Origin of the sequence: Teredinibacter turnerae T7901, assembly GCF_000023025.1 — a bacterium.
GTDB lineage: Bacteria > Pseudomonadota > Gammaproteobacteria > Pseudomonadales > Cellvibrionaceae > Teredinibacter > Teredinibacter turnerae_B.
The window spans coordinates 4285764-4307141 of sequence record NC_012997.1 but is presented as its reverse complement, the minus strand read 5'-3'; the positions used below and the strand labels follow the sequence as shown (position 1 = coordinate 4307141).

At 53.6% G+C, this 21378-nt stretch carries 16 protein-coding genes and 1 pseudogene; 8 read left to right on the top strand and 9 right to left on the bottom strand.

Annotation, left to right across the window (positions count from 1 at the left end):
* The first annotated feature begins 52 nt into the window (after positions 1–52).
* Positions 53–1465 (top strand): aminotransferase-like domain-containing protein, encoded by a 1413-nt coding sequence (locus TERTU_RS17315; protein ID WP_015816916.1) that lies wholly within the window; start codon positions 53–55, stop codon positions 1463–1465.
* Between the two features lie 441 nt (positions 1466–1906).
* Positions 1907–3709 (top strand): right-handed parallel beta-helix repeat-containing protein, encoded by a 1803-nt coding sequence (locus tag TERTU_RS17310; RefSeq protein WP_041590304.1) that lies wholly within the window; start codon positions 1907–1909, stop codon positions 3707–3709.
* Positions 3710–4140: 431 nt separating this feature from the next.
* On the opposite strand, the gene TERTU_RS17305 is transcribed toward TERTU_RS17310, so the two are convergent.
* The 3 genes from TERTU_RS17305 to TERTU_RS17295 all read right to left on the bottom strand — a co-directional run bounded on the left by TERTU_RS17305 (position 4141) and on the right by TERTU_RS17295 (position 6568).
* Positions 4141–4842 carry a tRNA/rRNA methyltransferase gene (locus tag TERTU_RS17305; protein WP_015817976.1) on the bottom strand — a complete coding sequence of 234 codons (702 nt, stop codon included), beginning with the start codon at positions 4840–4842 and terminating at the stop codon, positions 4141–4143.
* A gap of 111 nt (positions 4843–4953) precedes the next feature.
* Entirely contained in the window at positions 4954–5694 is a 741-nt protein-coding gene (locus tag TERTU_RS17300) for a SapC family protein (RefSeq protein WP_026160480.1), read from the bottom strand.
* A gap of 97 nt (positions 5695–5791) precedes the next feature.
* Positions 5792–6568: a ferredoxin--NADP reductase gene (locus tag TERTU_RS17295; RefSeq protein ID WP_015819854.1), complete on the bottom strand. Its 777-nt coding sequence runs from the start codon at positions 6566–6568 to the stop codon at positions 5792–5794.
* 165 nt (positions 6569–6733) lie between these two features.
* On the opposite strand from TERTU_RS17295, the gene TERTU_RS17290 reads away from it, so the two are divergent.
* Positions 6734–7618, top strand: coding sequence for a LysR family transcriptional regulator (locus TERTU_RS17290; RefSeq protein WP_015819169.1), 885 nt, complete (start codon positions 6734–6736; stop codon positions 7616–7618).
* Between the two features lie 38 nt (positions 7619–7656).
* Here TERTU_RS17290 and TERTU_RS17285 read toward each other — a convergent pair whose 3' ends face one another.
* Complete coding sequence (locus tag TERTU_RS17285) at positions 7657–9486, bottom strand: ABC transporter ATP-binding protein (RefSeq protein ID WP_015820543.1); 1830 nt, start codon at positions 9484–9486, stop codon at positions 7657–7659.
* 73 nt (positions 9487–9559) lie between these two features.
* Between TERTU_RS17285 and TERTU_RS17280 the strand changes: the two genes are divergently transcribed.
* The 3 genes from TERTU_RS17280 to TERTU_RS17270 all read left to right on the top strand — a co-directional run bounded on the left by TERTU_RS17280 (position 9560) and on the right by TERTU_RS17270 (position 13262).
* Positions 9560–9964, top strand: a complete 405-nt coding sequence (locus TERTU_RS17280; protein ID WP_015819013.1) for a secondary thiamine-phosphate synthase enzyme YjbQ — start codon at positions 9560–9562, stop codon at positions 9962–9964.
* Positions 9965–10039: 75 nt separating this feature from the next.
* Positions 10040–10723, top strand: a complete 684-nt coding sequence (locus TERTU_RS17275; protein ID WP_041590303.1) for a M48 family metallopeptidase — start codon at positions 10040–10042, stop codon at positions 10721–10723.
* A gap of 100 nt (positions 10724–10823) precedes the next feature.
* Complete coding sequence (locus TERTU_RS17270) at positions 10824–13262, top strand: M48 family metalloprotease (RefSeq protein ID WP_228378182.1); 2439 nt, start codon at positions 10824–10826, stop codon at positions 13260–13262.
* Between the two features lie 19 nt (positions 13263–13281).
* On the opposite strand, the gene TERTU_RS17265 is transcribed toward TERTU_RS17270, so the two are convergent.
* Entirely contained in the window at positions 13282–13722 is a 441-nt protein-coding gene (locus tag TERTU_RS17265) for a hypothetical protein (protein ID WP_015820403.1), read from the bottom strand.
* Between the two features lie 88 nt (positions 13723–13810).
* Between TERTU_RS17265 and TERTU_RS17260 the strand changes: the two genes are divergently transcribed.
* Together TERTU_RS17260 and TERTU_RS22260 are read left to right on the top strand one after the other, a co-directional pair.
* Positions 13811–15589, top strand: a complete 1779-nt coding sequence (locus TERTU_RS17260; RefSeq protein ID WP_015817718.1) for an ABCB family ABC transporter ATP-binding protein/permease — start codon at positions 13811–13813, stop codon at positions 15587–15589.
* A gap of 4 nt (positions 15590–15593) precedes the next feature.
* Positions 15594–15818 (top strand): annotated as a pseudogene (locus tag TERTU_RS22260) (SixA phosphatase family protein); the annotation flags it as partial.
* Between the two features lie 178 nt (positions 15819–15996).
* Here TERTU_RS22260 and TERTU_RS17255 read toward each other — a convergent pair.
* From TERTU_RS17255 to leuS, 4 genes are all read right to left on the bottom strand, one after another.
* The gene (locus tag TERTU_RS17255; protein WP_015818382.1) at positions 15997–17034 is read right to left on the bottom strand and encodes a substrate-binding periplasmic protein; all 1038 of its coding nucleotides are present in this window, start codon (positions 17032–17034) and stop codon (positions 15997–15999) included.
* Positions 17035–17197: 163 nt separating this feature from the next.
* Positions 17198–18247 carry a DNA polymerase III subunit delta gene (holA, locus tag TERTU_RS17250; protein WP_015819104.1) on the bottom strand — a complete coding sequence of 350 codons (1050 nt, stop codon included), beginning with the start codon at positions 18245–18247 and terminating at the stop codon, positions 17198–17200.
* Complete coding sequence (locus TERTU_RS17245; RefSeq protein WP_015820459.1) at positions 18247–18783, bottom strand: LPS-assembly lipoprotein LptE; 537 nt, start codon at positions 18781–18783, stop codon at positions 18247–18249. The genes holA and TERTU_RS17245 overlap by 1 nt, the downstream gene beginning before the upstream one ends.
* Positions 18783–21242 carry a leucine--tRNA ligase gene (gene leuS, locus TERTU_RS17240; protein WP_143876320.1) on the bottom strand — a complete coding sequence of 820 codons (2460 nt, stop codon included), beginning with the start codon at positions 21240–21242 and terminating at the stop codon, positions 18783–18785. Before leuS ends, TERTU_RS17245 begins: the two co-directional genes overlap by 1 nt.
* Positions 21243–21378: the final 136 nt, after the last annotated feature.

Sequence of the window (21378 nt, the reverse complement as noted above, 5' to 3'; positions counted from 1 at the left end):
AAGTTTTTTAATTTTAAAAAAACGTCGCGGAGCATCTTAGTATGGAGATTCTATGAGGGTCAACGAGAATAATGACACCGTGTCAATTGCCGAGTTTTTGAAGGATTCATTAAATAACGAAACTGGGCACATTTATTTGCGCATGGCACTGGGGTTTAAGCAGGCAATTAATCAAGGCGTTGTAAAAGCCGGATTTAGGCTGCCCGCGCATAGAATTTTGGCGGATGCACTGGATGTAACCCCCGGCACTGTGTCTCGTGCATATCGCGAGCTGGCAAAAATGGGGTTGGTGGTTTCGCGGGTAGGCGATGGTACTTACATTAACGATGAAAACAATCGACAGCGATTGGACGATGAATTCACCAATGTGCCTGCAACGTATGCGCACTTCATTGATCTTAGCCGTAATTTAGCCATCGATTTTGGTACTGCCAATTTAATTTCTCAGGCGATGGACGCCTTGCAGAAAGATCAATCGCAATTGGCGGCACTGATCGGCTATACACCGGATACCGGTATTGACGCTTATCGACACAGTGGCGCGCTTTGGATGAATCAGTGCGGTATATCTGTTGAGCTAGACGAGGTCGTCTGTACCAATGGCGCGCAGCACGCGTTAATGTGCGCATTGATGACATTGTTAAAAGAAGGGGAGACACTTGCGGCGGAATTTTTGAGTTACCCGGGGATGATTTCGCTCGCTAAACGATTGCGCTTGCGGCTTGCAGGTATCGCCATGGACGAACAGGGTATTTTACCTGCGGCGTTGGACGCAGCCTGTAGTAAACAAAAAATATCCACCCTTTATTGCACTCCGTCGTTTCAAAACCCGACTTCCGTTATTTTGTCGAGGGAACGGCGTGAAGCCCTGGTGGATGTCTGCAACCGACACAACATAATGATAATTGAAGATGGCGCAGGTAGTGCGCTCGCACCTGCACAAATTCCAGCGTTGAAAAATCTTGCTCCAGAACGTACGGTATTTATTTCCAGTTTAAGTAAAGTGATTGCGGCCGGAATACGTGTCGGCTACATGGCGCCGCCTAGATCGTTACTTGAACATGTTGCCAAAACGCTGCGTGCGACCAGTTGGATGCCTAACCCGCTGGCGCACGGCATAGCCTCTCACTGGATCAATAGCGGCATTCTTGCAGCCGTTGCCGAGCAGCAGAAAATTGAGATTCAACGCCGTCATATGCTGGTTGTGCCTCACCTTAAAAGCCTGGAATACAACGCGCATCGTCACTGCGGGCAGCTTTGGGTGAAAGTCCCGGCGCAATGGCGCACAGGGGAATTGGTTCTTGCGCTAAAAAAGCAGGGCGTGTTGGTGTTACCCTCGAATGCTTTCTGTGTCGATAAGCGCGCGGCGCCCAGATATATTCGTGTGTGTCTGACGGGTGCGCTTGATGATGCAAGCCTGGTGCGTGCGGCTCAATGCATAGCAGCGACAATTCAAGGTACATAGGTGAATTGAGTGCCGGTGATGCTTATCTGTGTCGCTGTGGTGGTTCACCGCTGTCGCTGGCTGCAGGCTCAGTAGAGCTGCTGTGTATGGCGAGCGGTTGAGTGAAAATTAGTCGTGTGTAGATATAATTATGCCCAATCTCTCTGGAACCTCTAAAAACAGTCGCTCCTTACCCGCTGTTGGCGTCAGATGCGCTACTATAGATGCGTGCATAGGTTTACAGCGCACGCCTTGAGCGACAGTTGTAAACGCGCCGTGGAGCCACTGCTGCACAGCAGTTATCGTGATGTACTGGAGTTTTTACTCTGCCGTCGGCTCCCTCATGTTCATTCGTCAAATAAATAGAAACGAACAGTCCTATACACCAACAACCATAAGTAGGTAGCCCTGATGCCTCTCAAATATTTCTCCGCCAAGCGGATTCTTTGTCTTTTACTTCTGATGCCGGCGTTAGCGGCAATGTCTGTTTTTGCGCAGCCTTCGGGCGGCCCCTATGGGCCTGTGGAAAAATCCTACAGCGTGCCGAAATCTGGCAATGTGATTTATGTTGCGCCCAACGGCACGCCTGATGCGGATGGTTCGTCCATCGACAAGCCGACGACGCTGGAGGCCGCTATCTCCCGTGTCGTTACTGGCGATGCGGTGATTCTGCGTGGTGGTGTCTATCGCACCGGTAATCTGGAGCTTAATCAGGGTATTACCCTGCAACCCTACGCGGATGAAAAGCCAGTGTTGAAGGGGACGGAAGTCGCCACTGTCTGGAAATCTGCGGGGGAAGGGGTTTGGCAAACATCCTGGGAGAAACTGTTCCCCTCCAAGCCAATGTTCTGGTGGCGTCGCGAGCGGGAAGAAGCGCGCACCCCTATGCACCGGTTCAATAACGATCTGGTGTTTATCGATGGCCGTTTTCTGCAATCTGCGGGTAGTGTAAAAGAACTCACCGCAGACAATTACTACATCGATTACGATAAGAAGCGCGTGTATATCGGTACGGACCCCAAAGGTCACACCGTGGAAATTACCGCGCACGATACGGCGGTTACTCGCACCACTGCCAAGGTTCACGGCAAAGAGGCGGACAAAAAAGGTCCGCAAATTCTGGGTATTACGTTCACCCAATACGCCTGGACAGCACTCGCCATTGAAGGCAAGCGCCACTTTACCCATTTAGACGAACCCGTCGACGAGCCGATTGGCCCAGCTGACCCGGCGACCTATGGTAAAGAAGTGGTGGGCACCCTGTTGGAAAACGTGACTATCTCGTTCTGTGGTCGCGTGGCCGGGTATTTCCGTGGCGACGGACTGGTTATTCGCAACTCACTGTTTAGCGATACCAGCACTGAGGCTATCTATGTGATTGGATCGTCCGACGTCTTGCTGGAACGCAATATTGTTACCCGCAACAATATCGAAAACATCACCGGTTACTTTGCTTCGGCGGTGAAAATTATTAATCAGACTCACCGAGTTGTGGTGCGCGATAACCTGTTGCTTGACCACCCAAACTCTAACGGTGTCTGGTACGACGTGGGTAACCGCGACGGGGTATTTATCAACAACTATGTTGAAGGTGCGAACGTTGCGTTTATGTTTGAAATTTCACAGGGTGTAACGGTTACTGGAAACGTATTCAATAGCAACCAGTTGGGCATGTGGATTTTGAACTCAGCAGACTCCTACGTGTATAACAATACCTTTGTGAACAGCCCCGCACGGATTTCCCGTACTGAGCGCAGTGCCCAGGGCGACCACTTCGACTGGCACCCGGCAACCGGACCCGGTGTGGAAGAACGCTTTGGTCATGTATTTGAGAAAAACCTGATGGTTGCGGACGGCTTTGACACCGGCGCGCTATTGCGTATTGAGCAATGGCCAAAAGTGTGTACCAAGTTGCCGGATTCACCAATGGCAGCCGTAGACGGCAATGTGTATGTGCGCCCGCATAATGAATACAGTGCAGCGGCGGCGCCGTTAGTTAACTGGATTGATAGAAAAGCCGAAAACTGCGAAGTGGGCTACAGTGATCTAGCCGCCTTTCAACAGGGCGCGGGCTACGATAAACACGGCCTGCAACTGGATGGCTCGGCGCGAAGCCTGTTTAAAGCATCTGATTTACGTAACTTTGATTTGCGCGAAGCTTTGCCAATAGACAAGTCTGTCTCTATACCGGCGGACGTCACCAAACTGCTGGGTTGGAGCAAGAAATCAGCGCAGCGCACGGTGGGCGCTTACCCAGCGAAATAATCCCCAGCAACATTGTCGAGCGGTGCAGAATCAGTGTCCGTAGAAATGTTGTAAACAACGTGCCTAGCGGTTTGTAGAGTGTATTAACTTGGCAATGAAAATTGCGAAGTTAATAAGCGGGGCAGGGAAGCACCGCTATTGCCCGGTGGGTAATGTAAACCCTTGAAATATAAGAAAATTCACATGTTTTCGTCAGTTTTTCAAGGGTGCGCGAATAAATAGAGAGGATCATCTATTTGATCGCCGGGTTAATAGCTCGATAAAAAGCTCTGTGAATCTCACAGAGCTTTTTTTATGGTCATATTTATTGTGAAAAATAGGGGTTAGACGTTTGTTGGCCGAAGGGCCGTGTAAGCGTTTGGAATAGCGTAAAACTCGCTCATTTAACCCAGAATTCCATTGCCGGGAACAAGCAGGGTAGATCTAAAAAATTACGGCTTGTGGTCCGTGTTGCGACCGTATTCGTTGCCGTTGCTTGCTAGAAGATTGATGAGCTGATGCGCCATACGTAAATCCCGGTCGGAAAGCCGGGCGAGGCTCTCCATCAGCCATTCGGATAGTTTCTCTGTTTTTGAATCCGTGTGCGGCGCAAGAAATTCGGCTGCGCGGTTTTTCAGGTGTTGTATTTGCCTGGCGTCTGGCGCTTCGTCTTCCAGGCCGATGCGCGACTTAAGCTGACTTAGAGCATAGCTATACACCATGACTGCCTGGCCAAGATTAAGGGAAGGATAGGGCGTCGCAAGTGGGATGTAACTGTAGAGGTCGCAGAGCGCGAGTTGATCGTTACTGAGGCCAGAGGCCTCGCAACCGAAAACCAGCCCGCTGCGGCCGCTTTGCTGACTCAGTTGGCTGTTCAGCTCCGGCGGCGACAAATAGCGTCTTGCGCTACCTCTTTCCCGCGCCGTTGTGCCAATTAACAGATCAAAATCCGGCTTGAGGCTGGCGAGGTCTGGGTAGCAGGTTGCGCTTGTGAGAATGTCCTGGGCGCCGTGGGCGACCCAATGGGCTTCCTCATCTAGATGAATGTCGCTGCCCACAAGTATCAGCTGCTTAAACCCCATGGTTTTCATCGCCCGGGCGGCGGCGCCCACGTTAGCGGGACGTGCAGGGTTCACCAGAATAAAACTTAACATCGTCTTCAGCCGTTTTTTTTACCAGGGTTAGATTGGCGGAGTGCTTTTGGCAGGATTAAAACAAAAAAGCCCGGCGTTGGCCGGGCTTCGCAGTATAAATCGAAACGGGTATCAGGCTTCGCTGGTTTCTTCGTTGCTCTCTGCGCCTGCGGCTTCCAGAGATTTACGTTGACGCAGTACCAACTCGTGCATGGAGCCCAGAGAGTGAAGATGCGCGTAAGACCAGGCAATCCAGCCTTTTTTAAACCACTCGTGAGTCTCGTCTTTTTCGAGGCTCTCGTGGAGTTTTTTCTCGTTTACCGCGTAGAGATCGTTGAGCTTTACGGTGTTGTTATCGTATTTCACAGTTGCGTTATACGGTTCGAACAGCTCTTTCTCGGCCAGTGCTGCGGCAAATTCTTCGGTCTGGCGGAAGCTTTTGTCAACCAGCTCGAGGAAGTTCACGATTTGCTTCAGGGTGTCAGAGGGTTCGTTTTCTGCAACAAACAACTGATCGCCTGTATCGGTGTTCAGATGTGGGGCTTTGTTGTCGATCATGACCACTTTGTCGGCGGTGAGAACGAATGGGTAGCGACGAATAAATGCGGGAACGTAAACGCCTTCCCAGTTATCTCCCATGTCGTGACTGGCTTCGCGCAGAGATAGGATCGCCATTGGCAGGTACTTACCTTCGGCATTCTTGATAAACAGAATGGGGAAGTCCCGGCTCGCCTGGAAAAACTCCATGCCGCTTAGGGGCACAGAATTAACGGTTTTGGCGAAAGCGTAGTTTTGCGTGCGGTCTAGCTTAAGGTCAACGTGCTTTTTTTTCTCAAGAGGCACTGGCTCTTCATAAAACATGAGAGTGGACATAGTTATTACTTATCAGTTGGGGAGCCCCGGCAAAAGCGCGAGGCCCGGTTGTGGAACGGCCCTTCGTCCGCAAATAGGCGGTCGATGTTAGCAGGGTTCACTGTTCGACAAAAGCCCGTTCGATAACGTAATGGCCCAGGTTGCCGTTCCTCGCTTCAGCGAAACCCTGGGCGTCAAGAATTTCACAGGTTTCCTTCAGCATGCTTGGGCTGCCGCAGATCATAAATCGATCATTCTCAGGGCTGATAGCGGGCAGGCCGAGCTTCTCTGGCAGTTCGCCGTTGCGCAACTGGTCGGTAATGCGACCTTGATTGCGAAATGCTTCGCGGGTCACTGTGGGGTAGTAGAGCAGCTTGGCGCTGATCTCTTCGCCAAAATACTCGTTTTGTGGCAATTCACGGGTAATAAAGTCCTGATAGGCCAGTTCGCCCACAGTGCGCACACCATGGGTGAGAATGACCTTGTCGTACAGCTCGTAGACTTCCGGGTCCTTGATAATGCTCATAAACGGCGCCAGGCCAGTGCCGGTGCTGATCAACCACAGATTTTTGCCAGGCAGCAGGGCATCGGTGATCAGGGTGCCGGTGGATTTGCTATTGATCAGAATTTCGTCGCCGGGCTGAATATGCTGGAGCTGTGAGGTCAGCGGCCCGTCCGGGACTTTAATGCTGAAGAATTCCAGGTGCTCTTCGTAATTCGCACTGGTAATACTGTAGGCGCGCAACAGCGGGCGGCCATCGTTTTGAGCGAGGCCCATCATGGTGAAGTGGCCGTTGCGAAAACGAAATCCGGGATCGCGGGTGGTGCGAAAGCTGAACAGGTTATCGGTCCAGTGGTGAACCTCGAGGACGGTTTCGCGCAACAAATTGCTCATAGTCATGTCTCCTGAATTATTGTGAAAACCATACGCCAGGATTAGACTTCGGTAAAACGGGAAAATTAGCATTTCTATATCGGTTATATCGATATATTTTTTAGTGAGCCGACGTCCTGCGCTGGTCGCCGGACATCCCTGAATCAATTGATTGGAGAGGAACTTATGCGCTTCACTCTGCGCCAATTGGAAGTGTTTCTGGCGGTTGCACACCACCAGAGTATTTCCCGCGCGGCGGATGAGCTGGTGATGTCTCAGTCTGCAGTGAGTGGTTCGCTGAAGGAGCTGGAGCAAAAGCACAGTGCGCAATTGTTTGATCGCGTTGGTAAGCGCCTACAACTCAACGAGCTGGGCGCGCGTCTGCGCCCGTCGTGTGAAGCCCTGCTGGTGCAGGCCGCCGAACTGGAGCAGGAATTTACCCAGCAGCGCCGGGCCAGCGAAATACGCGTGGGCGCGACGCTCACGGTCGGCAATTACCTTTGCGTTGAATTGATTGATCGCTACCGCCAACGCACGGGAGAGGGGCGGGTTCATCTGGAGGTTGCCAATACCCGGCATATCGTCCGTGAGCTGCTCGATTTCAATATCGACCTTGGGATGATCGAGGGCGAAGTGCAGCACCCGGATTTAGACGTAATTCCCTGGCAATCCGACGAGTTGGTGTGTATCTGCGCACCCGCGCATCACCTGGCGGCGACTGGCGAGCTGGGCATTGACGAGATTGGCGAGGTTGCCTGGATCTTGCGCGAGCCGGGTTCCGGCACCCGGCAAACCTTTGAACGCGCGCTCCGGGGCTATTTGTCGCAGTTGAATATCTCACTGGAATTGCAGCACACCGAGGCGATTAAGCGCGCGGTGCAGGCAAATATGGGGGTGTCTTGCCTATCGCGCATTGCCGTGGCAGACGCACTCAAGCGTGGAGATCTGGTAGAGCTGGCGGCACCTGCGCTGGATCTGCACCGCCAGCTCTACGTTATTTTGCACCGCCAGAAATACCTGAGTGCCGGGCTGCGCACCTGGCTGGCGGTGTGTGGTGTAGCCCCACGCTAGCCTCTCGTTAGCTGTGCTAGAACTCGCCGATGCTATTGCTAGAACTCGCCGAGAAAGCCGCCAGACTGTCGTGCCCACAGCTGCGCGTACAAGCCGTTTTGCTCCAGCAGTTGCTGATGGCTGCCCTGCTCGATAATCCGCCCCTGATCCAGTACGATCAAGCGATCCATTGCGGCGATTGTCGACAGGCGATGGGCAATGGCGATGACGGTCTTGCCTTCCATTAACTTGTACAAGTTTTCCTGAATCGCCGCTTCCACTTCCGAATCCAGCGCGGAGGTGGCTTCGTCAAGAATCAGGATGGGCGCATCTTTAAGCAGCACCCGCGCGATAGCAACGCGCTGGCGCTGGCCGCCGGAGAGCTTAACCCCACGCTCGCCCACATGTGCGTCGTAACCAACGCGCCCGGCCGGGTCGCTCAGCTCGGCGATAAACATATCCGCCTTTGCCTGGTGTGCCGCTTCAAACATTTCTTCATCGCTGGCATCCGGGCGACCATAAATCAGGTTTTCGCGCACCGAGCGGTGCAGCAGCGAGGTGTCCTGAGTCACTACCCCAATTTGTTCGCGCAAGCTTTCTTGAGTGACTTCGCTGACATTCTGCCCGTCCACAATAATTTGGCCGCTTTCGGTATCGTAGAACCGCAATAGCAGATTCACCAGGGTGGATTTTCCGGCCCCGGAGCGCCCGACAAAGCCCACTTTTTCACCGGCGTTTATCAGTAGTGAGAAGTTTTCGATAACGCCTTCGCCTTTGCCGTAGTGAAACGACACCGCGCGAAAATCGATTTCGCCGCGGCTCACCTGCAATGGCTGCGCGCCTGGTTTGTCGGTTACTTCATGGGGTTGGGCAACGGTATTCATACCGTCGCGCGCAGTGCCGATATTTTCGAACAAACCGGAAATCTCCCACATGATCCACTGGCTGATGCCGTGCAAGCGCAACACCAGGCTGGTTGCCGCGGCTATGGCGCCCACGGTAATCAGGCTGTTCGACCACAGCCAGAGCGACAAACTCACCACGGAAAAGATCGCCAGCGCGTTTAAGATCCACAGGGAAATATTGAGCCCGGTGGCCAGGCGCATCTGCGGGTACACCGTTTTCAGAAAGCGGTTCATGCTCTCTTGCGCGTAATCGGCTTCGCGCTGGGAGTGGGAGAACAACTTAACAGTGGAGATATTGGTGTAGGTGTCCACAATACGGCCGGTCATTTCGGAGCGCGCATCGGCCTGCGCGGTGGAAATCGTTTCCAGTCGCGGCAGGAAAAAACGCAGCAACAGTACGTAAGCGCCCAGCCAGCACACAAACGGAATCGCCATGCGCAAGTCCAGCGCAGCGACTACCACAATCACGCTGCCGAAGTAGACGCAAACGTACACCATAATATCTAACAGCTTCATCACGGTTTCACGCACTGCGAGCGCCGTTTGCATGACTTTGGTGGCCACGCGCCCGGCGAATTCGTTCTGGTAAAAGCTATAACTTTGGCCCAGCAGATACCGGTGTGCGAGCCAGCGAATGGCCATCGGGTAGTTGCCCAGCAGGGTTTGATGCACCAGGGTGGAATGCAGTGCAACGGTCAATGGCAGAGCCACCAGCAGCACCAGTGACATCATTACCAGTGAGTGGTGTTTCTCAGCCATTAATTGTTCGGGCGTATAAGTGGACATCCAGTCCACCACATCGCCAACAAAACCCACCAGATTAACTTCGAGAATGGCTAAAGCGGCGGAAGACAGTGCGAGTAATATCAGATAAAACTCGCAGCCACGTGTGTAATGCCGCATAAACGCCACCAGTTTTGCCGGCGGCTGTTGTGGTGGTTCCGGTGGAAAGGGTGTAATCAGTTTTTCAAAAAAAGCGAACATGCGTGGAGCCGGTAGTGGAGACTGAAAAAAGGCGCCCTATAATAAGCCCTCATCTTCGCGAGCCAAGTAAAAAATGATCGATACATTGAATTTAACGGTACCCGGCCAGGGGTTGCACAGTTTCACACCCAAAGTCCACGATGTGGTACGTCGCTCTGGCGTTAGTGAAGGCTTGTGCACCTTGTTCGTAAAGCACACATCCGCCAGCCTGTTAATACAGGAAAACTACGATCCGTCCGCGCAGCGGGATCTTGAGCAGTGGCTTAACCGCCTGGTGCCGGAACGCGATCCGCTTTACACCCATACTCTGGAAGGGGACGACGACATGCCCGCCCACATAAAAGCCGCGCTTACCGCGACCACCTTGAGTATTCCGGTATTGGATGGGGAGTTGACACTGGGTACCTGGCAGGGCATATATCTCTGGGAACATCGCCGCGCGCGCGCTACCCGTTCGGTTGTGGTTCATGTAGCTTGATGGCTCGCTCTGTGGAAATACTTCCCCGGGCAAGACAGGAGAACCGGTTTTTTGACTAAGCGGCAAACTAAAACGGTGTTGCAGGTAGCCGGGCTCGAAGTAGCCGTTACCCGCAAGACCATGAAAAACATCCGTTTGCGTATTGTGCCTCCGCACGGCGATATTCTGGTTTCTGCGCCGCACCGGGTCAGCAATCGGGAGATAGCCTCCATGGTTGCCGAGCGGGTGGGGTGGATCAATCGCGAGCGCGCCGAGTTGATGCGGCTGTCTAAAAGTCACATCCCCCATTACGAAACCGGCGAGACCCATCGCCTCTGGGGCGAGGAATACTGCTTGCAGGTGGTCACCACACAGGGCCGGCGTCACACCACACTGGATACCGAACGCAATATTAAACTCTATGTCCAAGCCGATGACGACATGCACCAGCGAGCGCATCAACTGGACGAGTTTTATCGCCATCAGCTGAAACTGGCGCTGGAGCCGCTGGCGGTGGCCTGGCAAAAAAAGACAGAGAAGAAAGTGAGTTTCTTTGGCTTCAAGCGGATGAAAACCCGTTGGGGCAGCTGCAATATTACCCGCGCACGTATTTGGCTGAACGTGGAGTTGGCCCGTCATCCACTGCCTTGTTTAGAGTATGTTCTGGTGCATGAGCTGGTCCATCTTTACGAACCGGGTCATGGCGCGCGGTTTCAGGCGCTGATGGATCACTATTTGCCGAGCTGGCGAGAATGGCACAGTTATCTCAACCGTAAATAAATTCTGAAACCGGTTGCAAATTACTTGCAGTTGTTCGGGTTTTGGCGCGTAAATTAATGTTATAAACTCGCGATTAACTTTATTCAGGGGATATTTGTCAGTGGATCAGAGGACCTCTGAGGGGGCTGCCAACTCAAACACCGCAGGTTACAGCCTGATGCTGACGGGAGAAATCCGGGAGGGTTTCGAACCCGATCAGGTCAGGCAGTGGCTGGCACAGGCGTTGAAAATCCCGCTTGCCAACGCGTCGGCACTGCTCGCCGGGCGCAGTCGCTGTATTCGGCGGAATTTGACCGAACAAGACGCCACACGTTATCTGAAATTATTCCAGTCCAAAGGGGTGGGCGTTCGGTTGAGCCTGAGCCCGGTCTCTGCGATGACCGCGCGCGGGCAAACTGTGCCCTTAAGCAGCGACACCCAGGTGGTGGATACCCGCTTCTTTCAGGGCGATATCACTGCGAAACCTGCCTGGCATTTTCAAATACTGGCAGCCGTGTTAAGTGGCACCGTGACCACCGTTATCTGCGGTGTTTATCTGCTGCTGATGCTCGCCTGTTTTGCCGGTGGCTTGCACTTTATTGTCAATGCGGCACTTTCTCTGGATGACGCGCCCACGGCTTATGTTTTCGTACTCCACTTAATCTCAGGGCTGTTTTTGTTGAGCTTGTTCGGCCTGTTGTTGCGGCCGGTGTTTGCCCAGCAAAATCCGCAACGTATTTCGTTGGAAGTCGACCCGGCCAAGCAGGCGCGCCTGGTGCAGTTTGTTAATGACACCTTTGCCCAGGTGGGGGCGCCAGCACCCGATAAAATACTTGTGAATTACGATACAGAGGTAACGGCGGAGTTTTCCTGCCCGCCGTTTCGGCCCAAGCAGGGGAGTGTATCCGTTACGCTGGGTATGCCACTTATCGCAAATATTCGTACGCCGCAATTGGCCGCTTTCATAGCGCATGAAGCGTCGATGATGCGGCCGCCGATGCTCGCCTGGTTGTTTGGCGTTGTTAAGCGGGTGCGTCACCGCTTCGACGATTGCGCCGAGAACCAGGATCTTTGGTCGCGTCGCCTGGATGCGTGGGATTTGGATCAGGCCAGCGCAGTAAAAGGTTTTTTTGTCAGTGCGCTGGCAACGCTCAATCATTACAGTGCGCTGGTGTTCAAGCCGTTCTCCATTGCTCTCAATAGTGCCGGCGCAATGGCCAACCGCTATCTGGTGAATGCCGCCGATTTTTACGCGGCGCATTTGGTGGGCAGCAAAGCGATTGTTGAAAGTTTTCGCGAACTCTCGATTACGCACCATGCGCTACATCAGGCGGAAGAGCGGATGTTTGGGCAGGTTGGGGAGCGGCAACTCGTCAATAATTTGCCCGCGCTGGTTCACCATTTTGCAGCAGGATTGTCGCCGCGGGATTTGCGTGAAATAGAAGACGCGATGAACCGTGCCGACACCAAGCGGGATTACGACTACCCGTCTGATCGCAGCAGAATTATCTTCGCTGAAGACCTGGATGCGTCAGGGCAGTGCTGTGTGGACTACCCGGCAGCGGAATTGTTTACCAATATTGGTGTACTCAACGAACAGGTGACATTGCTTTATTACGGCAATTTGCAAATTCCATTTGCGCCTTTGGATCTTGTGGATGTGCATCGCCTTGCATCGCTCGCCGATAAGGATATGAAGCGCGAACAATTGAGCACCCAATATTTTAACAATTGGTTTGACCCGGATATTTTTTGGAAAATTCCGGCCCCCACTGCAGTGCAAAACCTTAATGCCAAACAACGCCGCCACTGGCTCAACGAACTGGTTGCAGAAATTCGCCACACCACACCAGACTATTTGCAGTTAGTCGCTAGCGAACAAAAACTTTTAACGACATTGGTGAATTATGCGTTTGTCTCGCAGGTGCGCAAAGCGGGTTATAAACTGACTGCCGCTGATACCGGGCTCAGTGAGGCGCAACTGAAAACGTTGGACGAGACCTACGCGCAACATCGCGCTGAATACAACCATTTCCAGTCGCGGCTCGGCCGTTTTCGCGAAGTAATGGGGACCCGTTTATTTTTGGCTGTGTCGCTGCATCCAGATGCCGCCAAGCGAAAAGTGGGGGTGATGTTGCTGCAGATGTTAGCCACACTAAATCAACACTCAGAGCGATTGACGTCACTTCAGGTTCGCGTGGCCTACCTGCCAAAACTGGCGGTGCGTGAGCGGGATAAAAAAGAGGATGCTCACGGCAAACGCATCCAGCGAATTATGGCCGATGTCGCACGTTACGGCGCCGGTGCGCTCAACTCGTTAACGCAGTTCAAGTGCACGTTTAATAATGCCCATGAAAATCTCGCACAATTTGTGGCGGCACATATGAAACAATCGGCGACCCTGGATGCACCCAAACCCCTCGAAACGGTTGCTTACTTCACAGAGATAAATCACGGCCTGGCAGAGAGCAATCGGATGATCAACCATCAAATTGCGATGATTGCGATGGAGTCTGAGCTACTGAATAAGATCACTCCGGTGCGTTTGGCTACGGCTTAGAACGTGCGGTGCGCCGGGTTCACTCTGCGATGGCCGCCTGGCGCATAAAATCGGCGTAGTCGCGACACCAGGCCATGGCGGCTTGATGGTTGTGGAATATTTCCACTTCCCAGGAGAGATCGTCGGCGAGAAATTTATACCAGGCGACCAACGCATTACCGGTGGAGTCTGGATTGACGATTGACGCGCTTTTTGCATTTGGGCAAATCACGCTGATGGGGCGCAGGCAGGCGACCAGCGCTTTGATATCCTCAGGGCTTATCTGGATATTCGTAGCGCCGCTCCAATCGCCAATAATAAATTTCACCTGATCAAACCGAATATCGCCGCTTTTTTGCAAACTCGCGTCAATAAGGTCCTGCCCCGTCACATCGCCTGTGTAGCGGGTTAAAATCAAGCTGTTGTTGTTAATCCAGTAATCTGTGATCACAGTATCCAGCGTATGTTGGTGCGCAAACACTTATTAATCTAGATGGCGGAGTTTGGCGGCGCAAGTGCCGCCGGGCACTTCCTGTTTAAAAATATCCACATCTCCACTAAGGAACCACATGCGAGGCCAAAAAACCGACATCGCCTTTAAAGATGTTAACTGGAAATCTCTCCTGACGCTTATTCCCTATTTGCTCGAGTTTCGGGCACGGATTTTTGTTGCACTACTCTGTCTGGTCGGTGCAAAGCTGGCGTCGGTTGGCATGCCTTTCATTCTCAAACATATTGTCGACCATATGGATGACAAGGGTGCGACAGAAATCTTAACAGTTCCGCTCGGTCTGCTGGTGGCATACGGCGTCGTCCGTTTTTCTAATGTTATTTTTGGCGAGTTGCGCGATTCTCTCTTCGGTCGGGTTACCGAACGCGCCATGCGACGTGTCGGACTAAAAGTGTTTAAGCATTTGCACGCGATGGATCTCGATTTTCATCTCAACCGGCGGACGGGGGGATTATCGAGGGATATCGAGCGTGGCGTGAGTGGTATCAGTTTTCTAATGCGATTTATGGTCTTCAATATCGGGCCGACATTACTCGAAATCGCTATGGTGGTTGGCCTGTTGTTGATGAACTATCGTCCGGCATTTGCGCTTATTGTCGTGGCCGCAGTGGTGGCGTATGTGGGCTGGTCTGTGGTGGCGACCGAGTGGCGAACCCGGTTTATTCGCATGGCAAATCAGGCCGAATCCGCCACTAGCACGCGCGCGGTGGACAGTTTAATGAACTACGAAACCGTAAAGTATTTTACCAACGAAGAGTACGAATCGCGTATGTACGACGCGGACCTGGAAAACTGGGAAACCGCGCGGCGCAAAAACCGGTTGACGTTATTTGCGCTCAATTCCGGGCAGTCGCTGGTGATCGCAGGTTCCATGACCGCGGCGATGGTCCTGGCGGCCATGGACGTGAGTTCCGGGCGTATGACGCTGGGCGATTTTGTTTTGATCAACGCATTTATGATGCAAATTTTCATGCCGCTGAATTTGTTGGGCTTTGTGTATCGCGAAATGAAAGGCTCGATGGCGAATATTGAAAAAATGTTTGACCTGTTGGCGATGAAGCCCGATGTAGCAGAGGTGGATGGCGCGCCGCCGATCAAGGTTACGGGGGGCAGCATCGAATTTCGCAATGTCAGTTTTCACTATCATCCGGATCGACCCATCCTCAAAAACATCAATTTCCGGATTGGCGCTCATGAAAAAGTGGCTGTGGTTGGCAGCAGTGGCGCGGGTAAATCGACCCTGTTGAAATTACTGTTTCGCTTCTACGATGCCAGTGCCGGAGAAATTCTGCTGGACGGGGTGAACATTCGTGACGTCAGCTTGCGCTCACTGCGCGCGCAAATAGGCGTGGTGCCGCAGGACACCGTATTGTTCAATACCAGTATTCTCGAAAACGTGCGCTACGGTCGCATTGATGCCAGTGATGCGGATGTGATGAGTGCGATCAAACGCGCGCACCTGGACGCCTTTATTGCCGGGCTTCCAGAAGGGGTTAACACGCTTGTCGGTGAGCGCGGATTAAAATTATCCGGCGGTGAAAAGCAGCGGGTTGCCATTGCGCGCACCTTGCTGAAACAGCCACCGATTCTGGTTTTCGATGAGGCCACCTCATCGCTCGACAGTAAATCCGAGCAGAGCATTTTGCTGGCGTTGCGCGAAGTGGCGGCTGCACATACCAGTCTGGCTATTGCGCATCGCCTTTCGACCATTGTGGACGCGGATAAAATTCTGGTGTTGGATAACGGTGAAATCGTTGAGCAAGGCAACCATCATGAGCTGCTCGCCTTCGGCGGCAAATACGCACAGCTGTGGCAGCTTCAGCTGAAGTCTGCGTGACCCTATGAAAACCCTGTACTTATTGCGTCACGCTAAATCGTCCTGGAAGAACCCGGAGTTGGCCGATATGGATCGGCCACTGAATGCGCGGGGCAAGCGGGATGCACCGCAGATGGCCGCGCTCTTTCGTGAGTGGCTCAGCGACAACTCTGGCGTTGTGCCGCAGTCTATTTTATGCAGCCCGGCAAAGCGCGCACGGCGCACGGCGCGGGCGTTTCGGCAAGTGCTGGGGTTACCCAAACATTGCAGAGTCGTCGATGCCCGGCTCTATTTTCAGGGGGTTGATGCGATGCTTACAACACTGTTATCGCTGGACGATACCCTGGAGTCAGTACTGCTGGTGGCGCACAACCCCGATCTCAAAGGCTTGCAAAATCGATTGTCCGATGCGCCGATCGAATGGCTGCCTACTGCGGCTCTGGTGGGGCTGCGTTCTCCGGCGGTGCACTGGCAGGACCTGCTGAAACAGCCTCTGGAAGAGATTCACTATATGTATCCGAAGCAACAGCTTTTGCAGCACCAGCTTTTAAAGTAACAGCGTTTGAAGTAACAGCGTTTGAAGTAACAACGTTTGCCGGGGTGAACCACAGCTCAGTGCGGGAAAGGGGAGTGAGCGGCGGCAGATTAGGATTTTTCAGCTCGATAATTCGCTTCGTTTCCAAGTGAGCTTCGCGAATATCGGCACCAAAAAAGTGGTGGAACAACCGGTCGAACTCGCCGTTTTTGATAATGGTTTCAAACCCAGCCTCCAGCCGTTGTGCAAGCACCTGATTGTCTTTGGCGACATAAAAATACACGGCTGCCGGGTAGTGCAAGGCGAGGGAATGTTCAATCACAATACCTTGATGCCGCAGGGTTTGTGCTTCGTAAATAATTTCGTTCAAACCACGCGGAAAGTAGTCGATACGCTCTTGCTGCAATAAATGAATAATGCCTTCCCAGCTGTCGCTGGTGCGCACCTGAAGGCCGGCACTTTTTAAAATGGGCGTATCGGGCCAATCGTGCCCCTGACCGGCCCAAAATGTCTGCAGTTGTTCCAGGTTGGCTACGTTCCTCAGTTTGTTGGCTGTACCTTCGCGGGCAAGTAGCAGCCGCCAGCCAATCAGCCCCTTGTAGATAGGGATTCGGACAGGCCGCAGCAGTTTCTCGCGGGCGGGGTTTGTGTTGATCCAGGCAACATCGATGCGGCCCTTCTGCAGGTGAACCGCGTTACGTGTGGACGTGGCCAAGGGGAAGGCGACTTTCTCGATGACACACTCTTCGCAAGAAGCATTGAGCACATGTTCCAGTAGCACTAGAAAGTAGCTGTAGCGCTTATTGTAGGCGCCCTGGTTTTCAATCTCGTGCACGCGCACGGGAATTGAGTCTGCTGCCGTGGCGAGCGGAAGCGCGCTAGCAAACAGGGCAAGTGTGAGCGCTATCCTGGTGAGTCGCTGTACCGGCATGAGAGTCGTCCATTGCCCCAATCTGCACGATGGAGCTTGGCTGAGTGAGTTCTCGCCGTACAAGCTTACAGGCTTGGGCCTGGCAAGAATTGATTCAAGCGTTCCCAAGTATATTCAAGTATGGCAGTGCGGGTCGATAGCTGGAGAAATAGGGGATAAGCGGCTAGCGCAAGATTTCCTGGCGGGCAGTTTTGGCACTGTGGACATTAACGCCAGCGAGCCCGAGTGTGATATCCAGCAGCAGATTCCAGATATCGCCTTTGGCGCTACCCTTGGCGATGCGATCAGCCAGTGCTGTTTTGCGCAACAGGCCGTAGAGTTGGGGCAGTTTGTGGCGTTGGATCGCCTGTTTGAACAGCGGTTTGCGTTTATCCCATACGCCGTTGCGCTTAGCGGCCAGGTCGAAGTTCTCTCCGGCTTGCAGGCCTTCTTTGATATTGGTGAGCGTGCGGATATCGCGGGTCAGCGCCCACAGCAGTGCCAGGGCTTCGGTACCTTCAGCGCGCAGCCCCTGCAGGCTTTCTGCCGCCGCGCGACTGTCACCAAAAATTGCTTTATCGACCATGCCGAAGGTGTCGTAACGCGCGGAGTCCATAACCGCGTTGGCCATCATCTGGGCATCGATAAAATTTCCCTCAGCGACCAGTTTGAGTTTTTCCACCTCTTGTACCGCGGCGAGTAAATTGCCCTCCGTTTTGGCACAGAGAATATCGATAGCTTCGCTGTCAGCGTTGAGACCGGCTTGCTTTAAGCGGGTATCCACCCAGCGCGGCAATTGTGCCGGGCCGACTGGCCAGATGGTGATGACTTCCCCGGCCTGGTCTATCGCTTTGTACCACTTGCTATTCTGGCTGCGGGAGTCGATTTTGGGGCTTACCAGGAGCAATAAGGTGTCGTCGTTGATGTTCGCACAAAACTCCAGAATCGCCTTACTACCCGCATCACCGGGTTTGCCATTGTGTATACGGATTTCGATAATTTTTTTGTCTGCGAACAGAGACATGGCATTGGTGGCGTTGTACAGCTCGTCCCAACTGAAGCCCGCGTCTGTGTGATACAGCTCGCGCTCAATAAAGCCCTGTTTTTTCGCCGTCTGGCGAATCGCATCGCAGGACTCCTGACTCAGCAGAGGTTCGTCTCCGGTAACCAGGTACACCGGTGCCAGGCGCTTTTTCAGCGCGCCTGGAAGTTGGTCGGCGCGAAGCTTGGCCATTAATCTGCCGTCACTTCCGCACGGGATAATTCAGGTACCGCATCGAGCATACGCCAGGCTAATTCTTCTCGCATTTCCTCGCGTAACGCCTGCTCTTCCTGGTTTTTGGCGACGATAATCTTCGGGTCGAAATCGTAGGTGCGCCAACTGGAAACTTCCTGTACTGCACTGCGTAGCGGTTGGGCTGAAGCGGCTCCCTGGCTGTAGTGATAGCGCACGGTCAGCACAAGCTGATACTGCGCCGTCACTCCGGTTTCGCTTACTGACAGCGGGCGTTTTTCGAGTCGTACGTCATCCAGTTCGAGCGTGAGAGCCGCCGTGCTGGTGGGGTGTATATTTTTACTGGTGAGGATGCGGCGCAGTGTCCGTGCCATGGCGCTGTTGGGTTCGCGGGCCAGCACGTGGAGCTCGCTTGGCAGCGCGGTGCTGGTGGAATGCGGATTAACCCCGCGCAACTGCCAGCCACAGGCGCTTAGGACCAGACACAGCGCGCAGGCAAGCAGCGCGCTGGTTTTCGGGAAAGGTGAGCGATTCACTAGGCCACCACGATATTGACCAGTTTTCCTGGTACTACGATGATCTTGCGGATCATTTTATCGGCGATGAACTTCTGTACGTTCGGGTCTGCCAGGGCGAGCTTCTCCAGTGCATCCTTGTCGGCGTCCGCGGGTGCTTCCAGCTTCGCTCGTACTTTGCCGTTGACCTGGGCAACCAGTGTAATTGAGCTCTTCACCATCGCCTCTTCGTCTGCCGCAGGCCAGGTGACGTCCAGCACCGGCTCACTGTGGCCCAGTGCTAACCAAAGCTCGTGGCAGATGTGCGGCACGATAGGGGCGAGAACCTGAACGGCAGCTTCCAGCGCTTCCCGCTCAACCGAAAGACCTTGCTCGTTGGCGCGATCGGCATTGCGGCCCACCTCGTTCAGCAACTCCATAACCGCGGCAATAGCGGTGTTGAAGGTTTGGCGTCGGCCGTAGTCGTCGGTGACTTTGGCGATGGTTTCGTGGGTTTTGCGGCGCAGGTCTTTTTGCGTGTCGTTCAACTCCGCGGGGTTCAACTCGCCGGGTTCGCCAGCCGCCAGGTGAGTTTGCACGGTTTTCCATAATTTCTTAAGGAACCGGAAGGCGCCTTCAACACCGCTGTCGGTCCACTCCAGGCTCTGCTCCGGCGGCGCAGCAAACATGGTGAACAGGCGGACGGTATCGGCACCGTATTGACCGATCAGTTCGGCTGGGTCGACGGTATTGCCTTTGGATTTGGACATTTTGGTGCCGTCTTTCAGCACCATGCCCTGACACAGCAGACGCTCAAAAGGCTCGTCGCAGGCGACCAAACCTTCGTCGCGCATCAGTTTGTGGAAAAAGCGCGCATAGAGCAGGTGCAAAATAGCGTGTTCGATACCGCCCACATATTGATCGACCGGCAGCCAATAGTTGGCTTTGTCGCTGTCGATCATGGATTCGCTGCTGGGCCCCGCGTAGCGCGCGTAGTACCAGGAGCTCTCCATGAAGGTGTCGAAGGTATCGGTTTCGCGCTCGACTGCCTGACCGTCCAACTCGTCTTTTTTCCACGAAACATCCGCTTTAATAGGCGACTGTACCCCATCCATCACCACGTCTTCCGGAAGCAGAATTGGCAGCTTGTGTGCGGGCACGGGGATTTCGCCACCATCGGGCAGGTTAAAAATAGGGATGGGAGCACCCCAGTAGCGCTGGCGCGAAACGCCCCAGTCGCGTAGACGGTAGTTGGTGGTTACACGACCCTTGCCTGCTGCAACCAGGGTTTGCGACAAGGCTTCGAAGGCGGCGTTGAAATCCAAGCCGTCGTATTCGCCGGAATTCACTAAAATGCCTTTTTCGACAAACGCGGCTGTGTTCAGGTCGATCTCTTCACCGTCTTTGCTGGCGACCACCTGCTTGATGGGCAGATCGTATTTACGTGCGAACTCCCAGTCGCGCTGATCGTGACCTGGAACCGCCATAACCGCGCCGGAGCCGTAGTCCATCAATACATAGTTGCCAACCCAAACGGGCACTTCCTCACGGGTAATAGGGTGCAGGGCTTTGAGCCCGGTATCCATGCCCTTTTTCTCCATACTCGCCATATCGGCTTCGGCAACCGACTGCACTTTGCATTCCTGGATAAACTCTGCGAGAGCCGGGTTGTGTTCCGCCACGGCCAGGGCAATGGGGTGCTCCGCCGCAAGAGTGACGTAGGTAATACCCATGGTGGTGTCGGGGCGAGTGGTGTAAACCTCAAAGTGATCGTGACCGGCGATAGGCGCGCTCAGGTCGAAACTCATCTGCACGCCCTTACTCTTGCCGATCCAGTTTTTCTGCATGGTGCGCACTTGCTCAGGCCAGTGCGGCAGCTTGTCGAGATCCTTAAGCAACTCTTCGGCGTAATCGGTAATGCGAATAAACCACTGCGGAATTTCTTTGCGTTCTACCGGGGTATCGCAACGCCAGCAGCAACCTTCCACCACCTGTTCGTTGGCCAGTACGGTCTGGTCATTCGGGCACCAGTTCACCGCTGAGACTTTCTTATAAGCCAGACCTTTTTCGTAAAGGCGGGTGAAGAACCACTGTTCCCAGCGATAGTAATCCGGTTTGCAGGTGGTCACTTCGCGGGTCCAGTCGAAGCCAAAGCCTAGTTCTTTTAGCTGGCTGCGCATGTAATCGGTATTGGCGTAGGTCCACTTGGCCGGCGCGGTGTTGTTTTTGATAGCCGCGTTTTCTGCGGGCAAACCAAAAGCGTCCCAGCCCATAGGGTGCAGCACGTTTTTGCCCTGCATGCGCTGAAAGCGTGCAATTACATCGGTGATGGTGTAGTTGCGCACGTGGCCCATGTGGAGCCGACCGCTGGGGTAGGGGAACATGGCGAGGCAGTAGAACTTTTCTTTGCTGGTGTCTTCGCTGACTTCGAAGCTCTTGTGGGATTCCCAGTATTGTTGCGCTTGTTGCTCAATTTCTGACGGGTTGTAGAGGTCTTTCATGCGAATGTCGGGCTGCGGAATAGGATTGAAGGAAAAGTCGGGCATTATGACAAAAAACCCGCCTAGCGGGTAGGCGAGCAGTGGTTCAAAGCTGTGTTAGACGCTACTTGAAACTGTTAATTGTTAGGGTACTATT

Bases quoted from the DNA above. Each gene is read 5' to 3' on its own strand.
- leuS (WP_143876320.1), bottom strand. From the start codon at position 21,242: ATGAAAGACCTCTACAACCCGTCAGAAATTGAGCAACAAGCGCAACAA.
- TERTU_RS17315 (WP_015816916.1), top strand. From the start codon at position 53: ATGAGGGTCAACGAGAATAATGACACCGTGTCAATTGCCGAGTTTTTG.
- TERTU_RS17295 (WP_015819854.1), bottom strand. From the start codon at position 6,568: ATGAGCAATTTGTTGCGCGAAACCGTCCTCGAGGTTCACCACTGGACC.
- TERTU_RS17290 (WP_015819169.1), top strand. From the start codon at position 6,734: ATGCGCTTCACTCTGCGCCAATTGGAAGTGTTTCTGGCGGTTGCACAC.
- TERTU_RS17280 (WP_015819013.1), top strand. From the start codon at position 9,560: ATGATCGATACATTGAATTTAACGGTACCCGGCCAGGGGTTGCACAGT.
- TERTU_RS17300 (WP_026160480.1), bottom strand. From the start codon at position 5,694: ATGTCCACTCTCATGTTTTATGAAGAGCCAGTGCCTCTTGAGAAAAAA.
- TERTU_RS17260 (WP_015817718.1), top strand. From the start codon at position 13,811: ATGCGAGGCCAAAAAACCGACATCGCCTTTAAAGATGTTAACTGGAAA.
- holA (WP_015819104.1), bottom strand. From the start codon at position 18,247: ATGGCCAAGCTTCGCGCCGACCAACTTCCAGGCGCGCTGAAAAAGCGC.
- TERTU_RS17285 (WP_015820543.1), bottom strand. From the start codon at position 9,486: ATGTTCGCTTTTTTTGAAAAACTGATTACACCCTTTCCACCGGAACCA.
- TERTU_RS17255 (WP_015818382.1), bottom strand. From the start codon at position 17,034: ATGCCGGTACAGCGACTCACCAGGATAGCGCTCACACTTGCCCTGTTT.
- TERTU_RS17305 (WP_015817976.1), bottom strand. From the start codon at position 4,842: ATGTTAAGTTTTATTCTGGTGAACCCTGCACGTCCCGCTAACGTGGGC.
- TERTU_RS17310 (WP_041590304.1), top strand. From the start codon at position 1,907: ATGCCGGCGTTAGCGGCAATGTCTGTTTTTGCGCAGCCTTCGGGCGGC.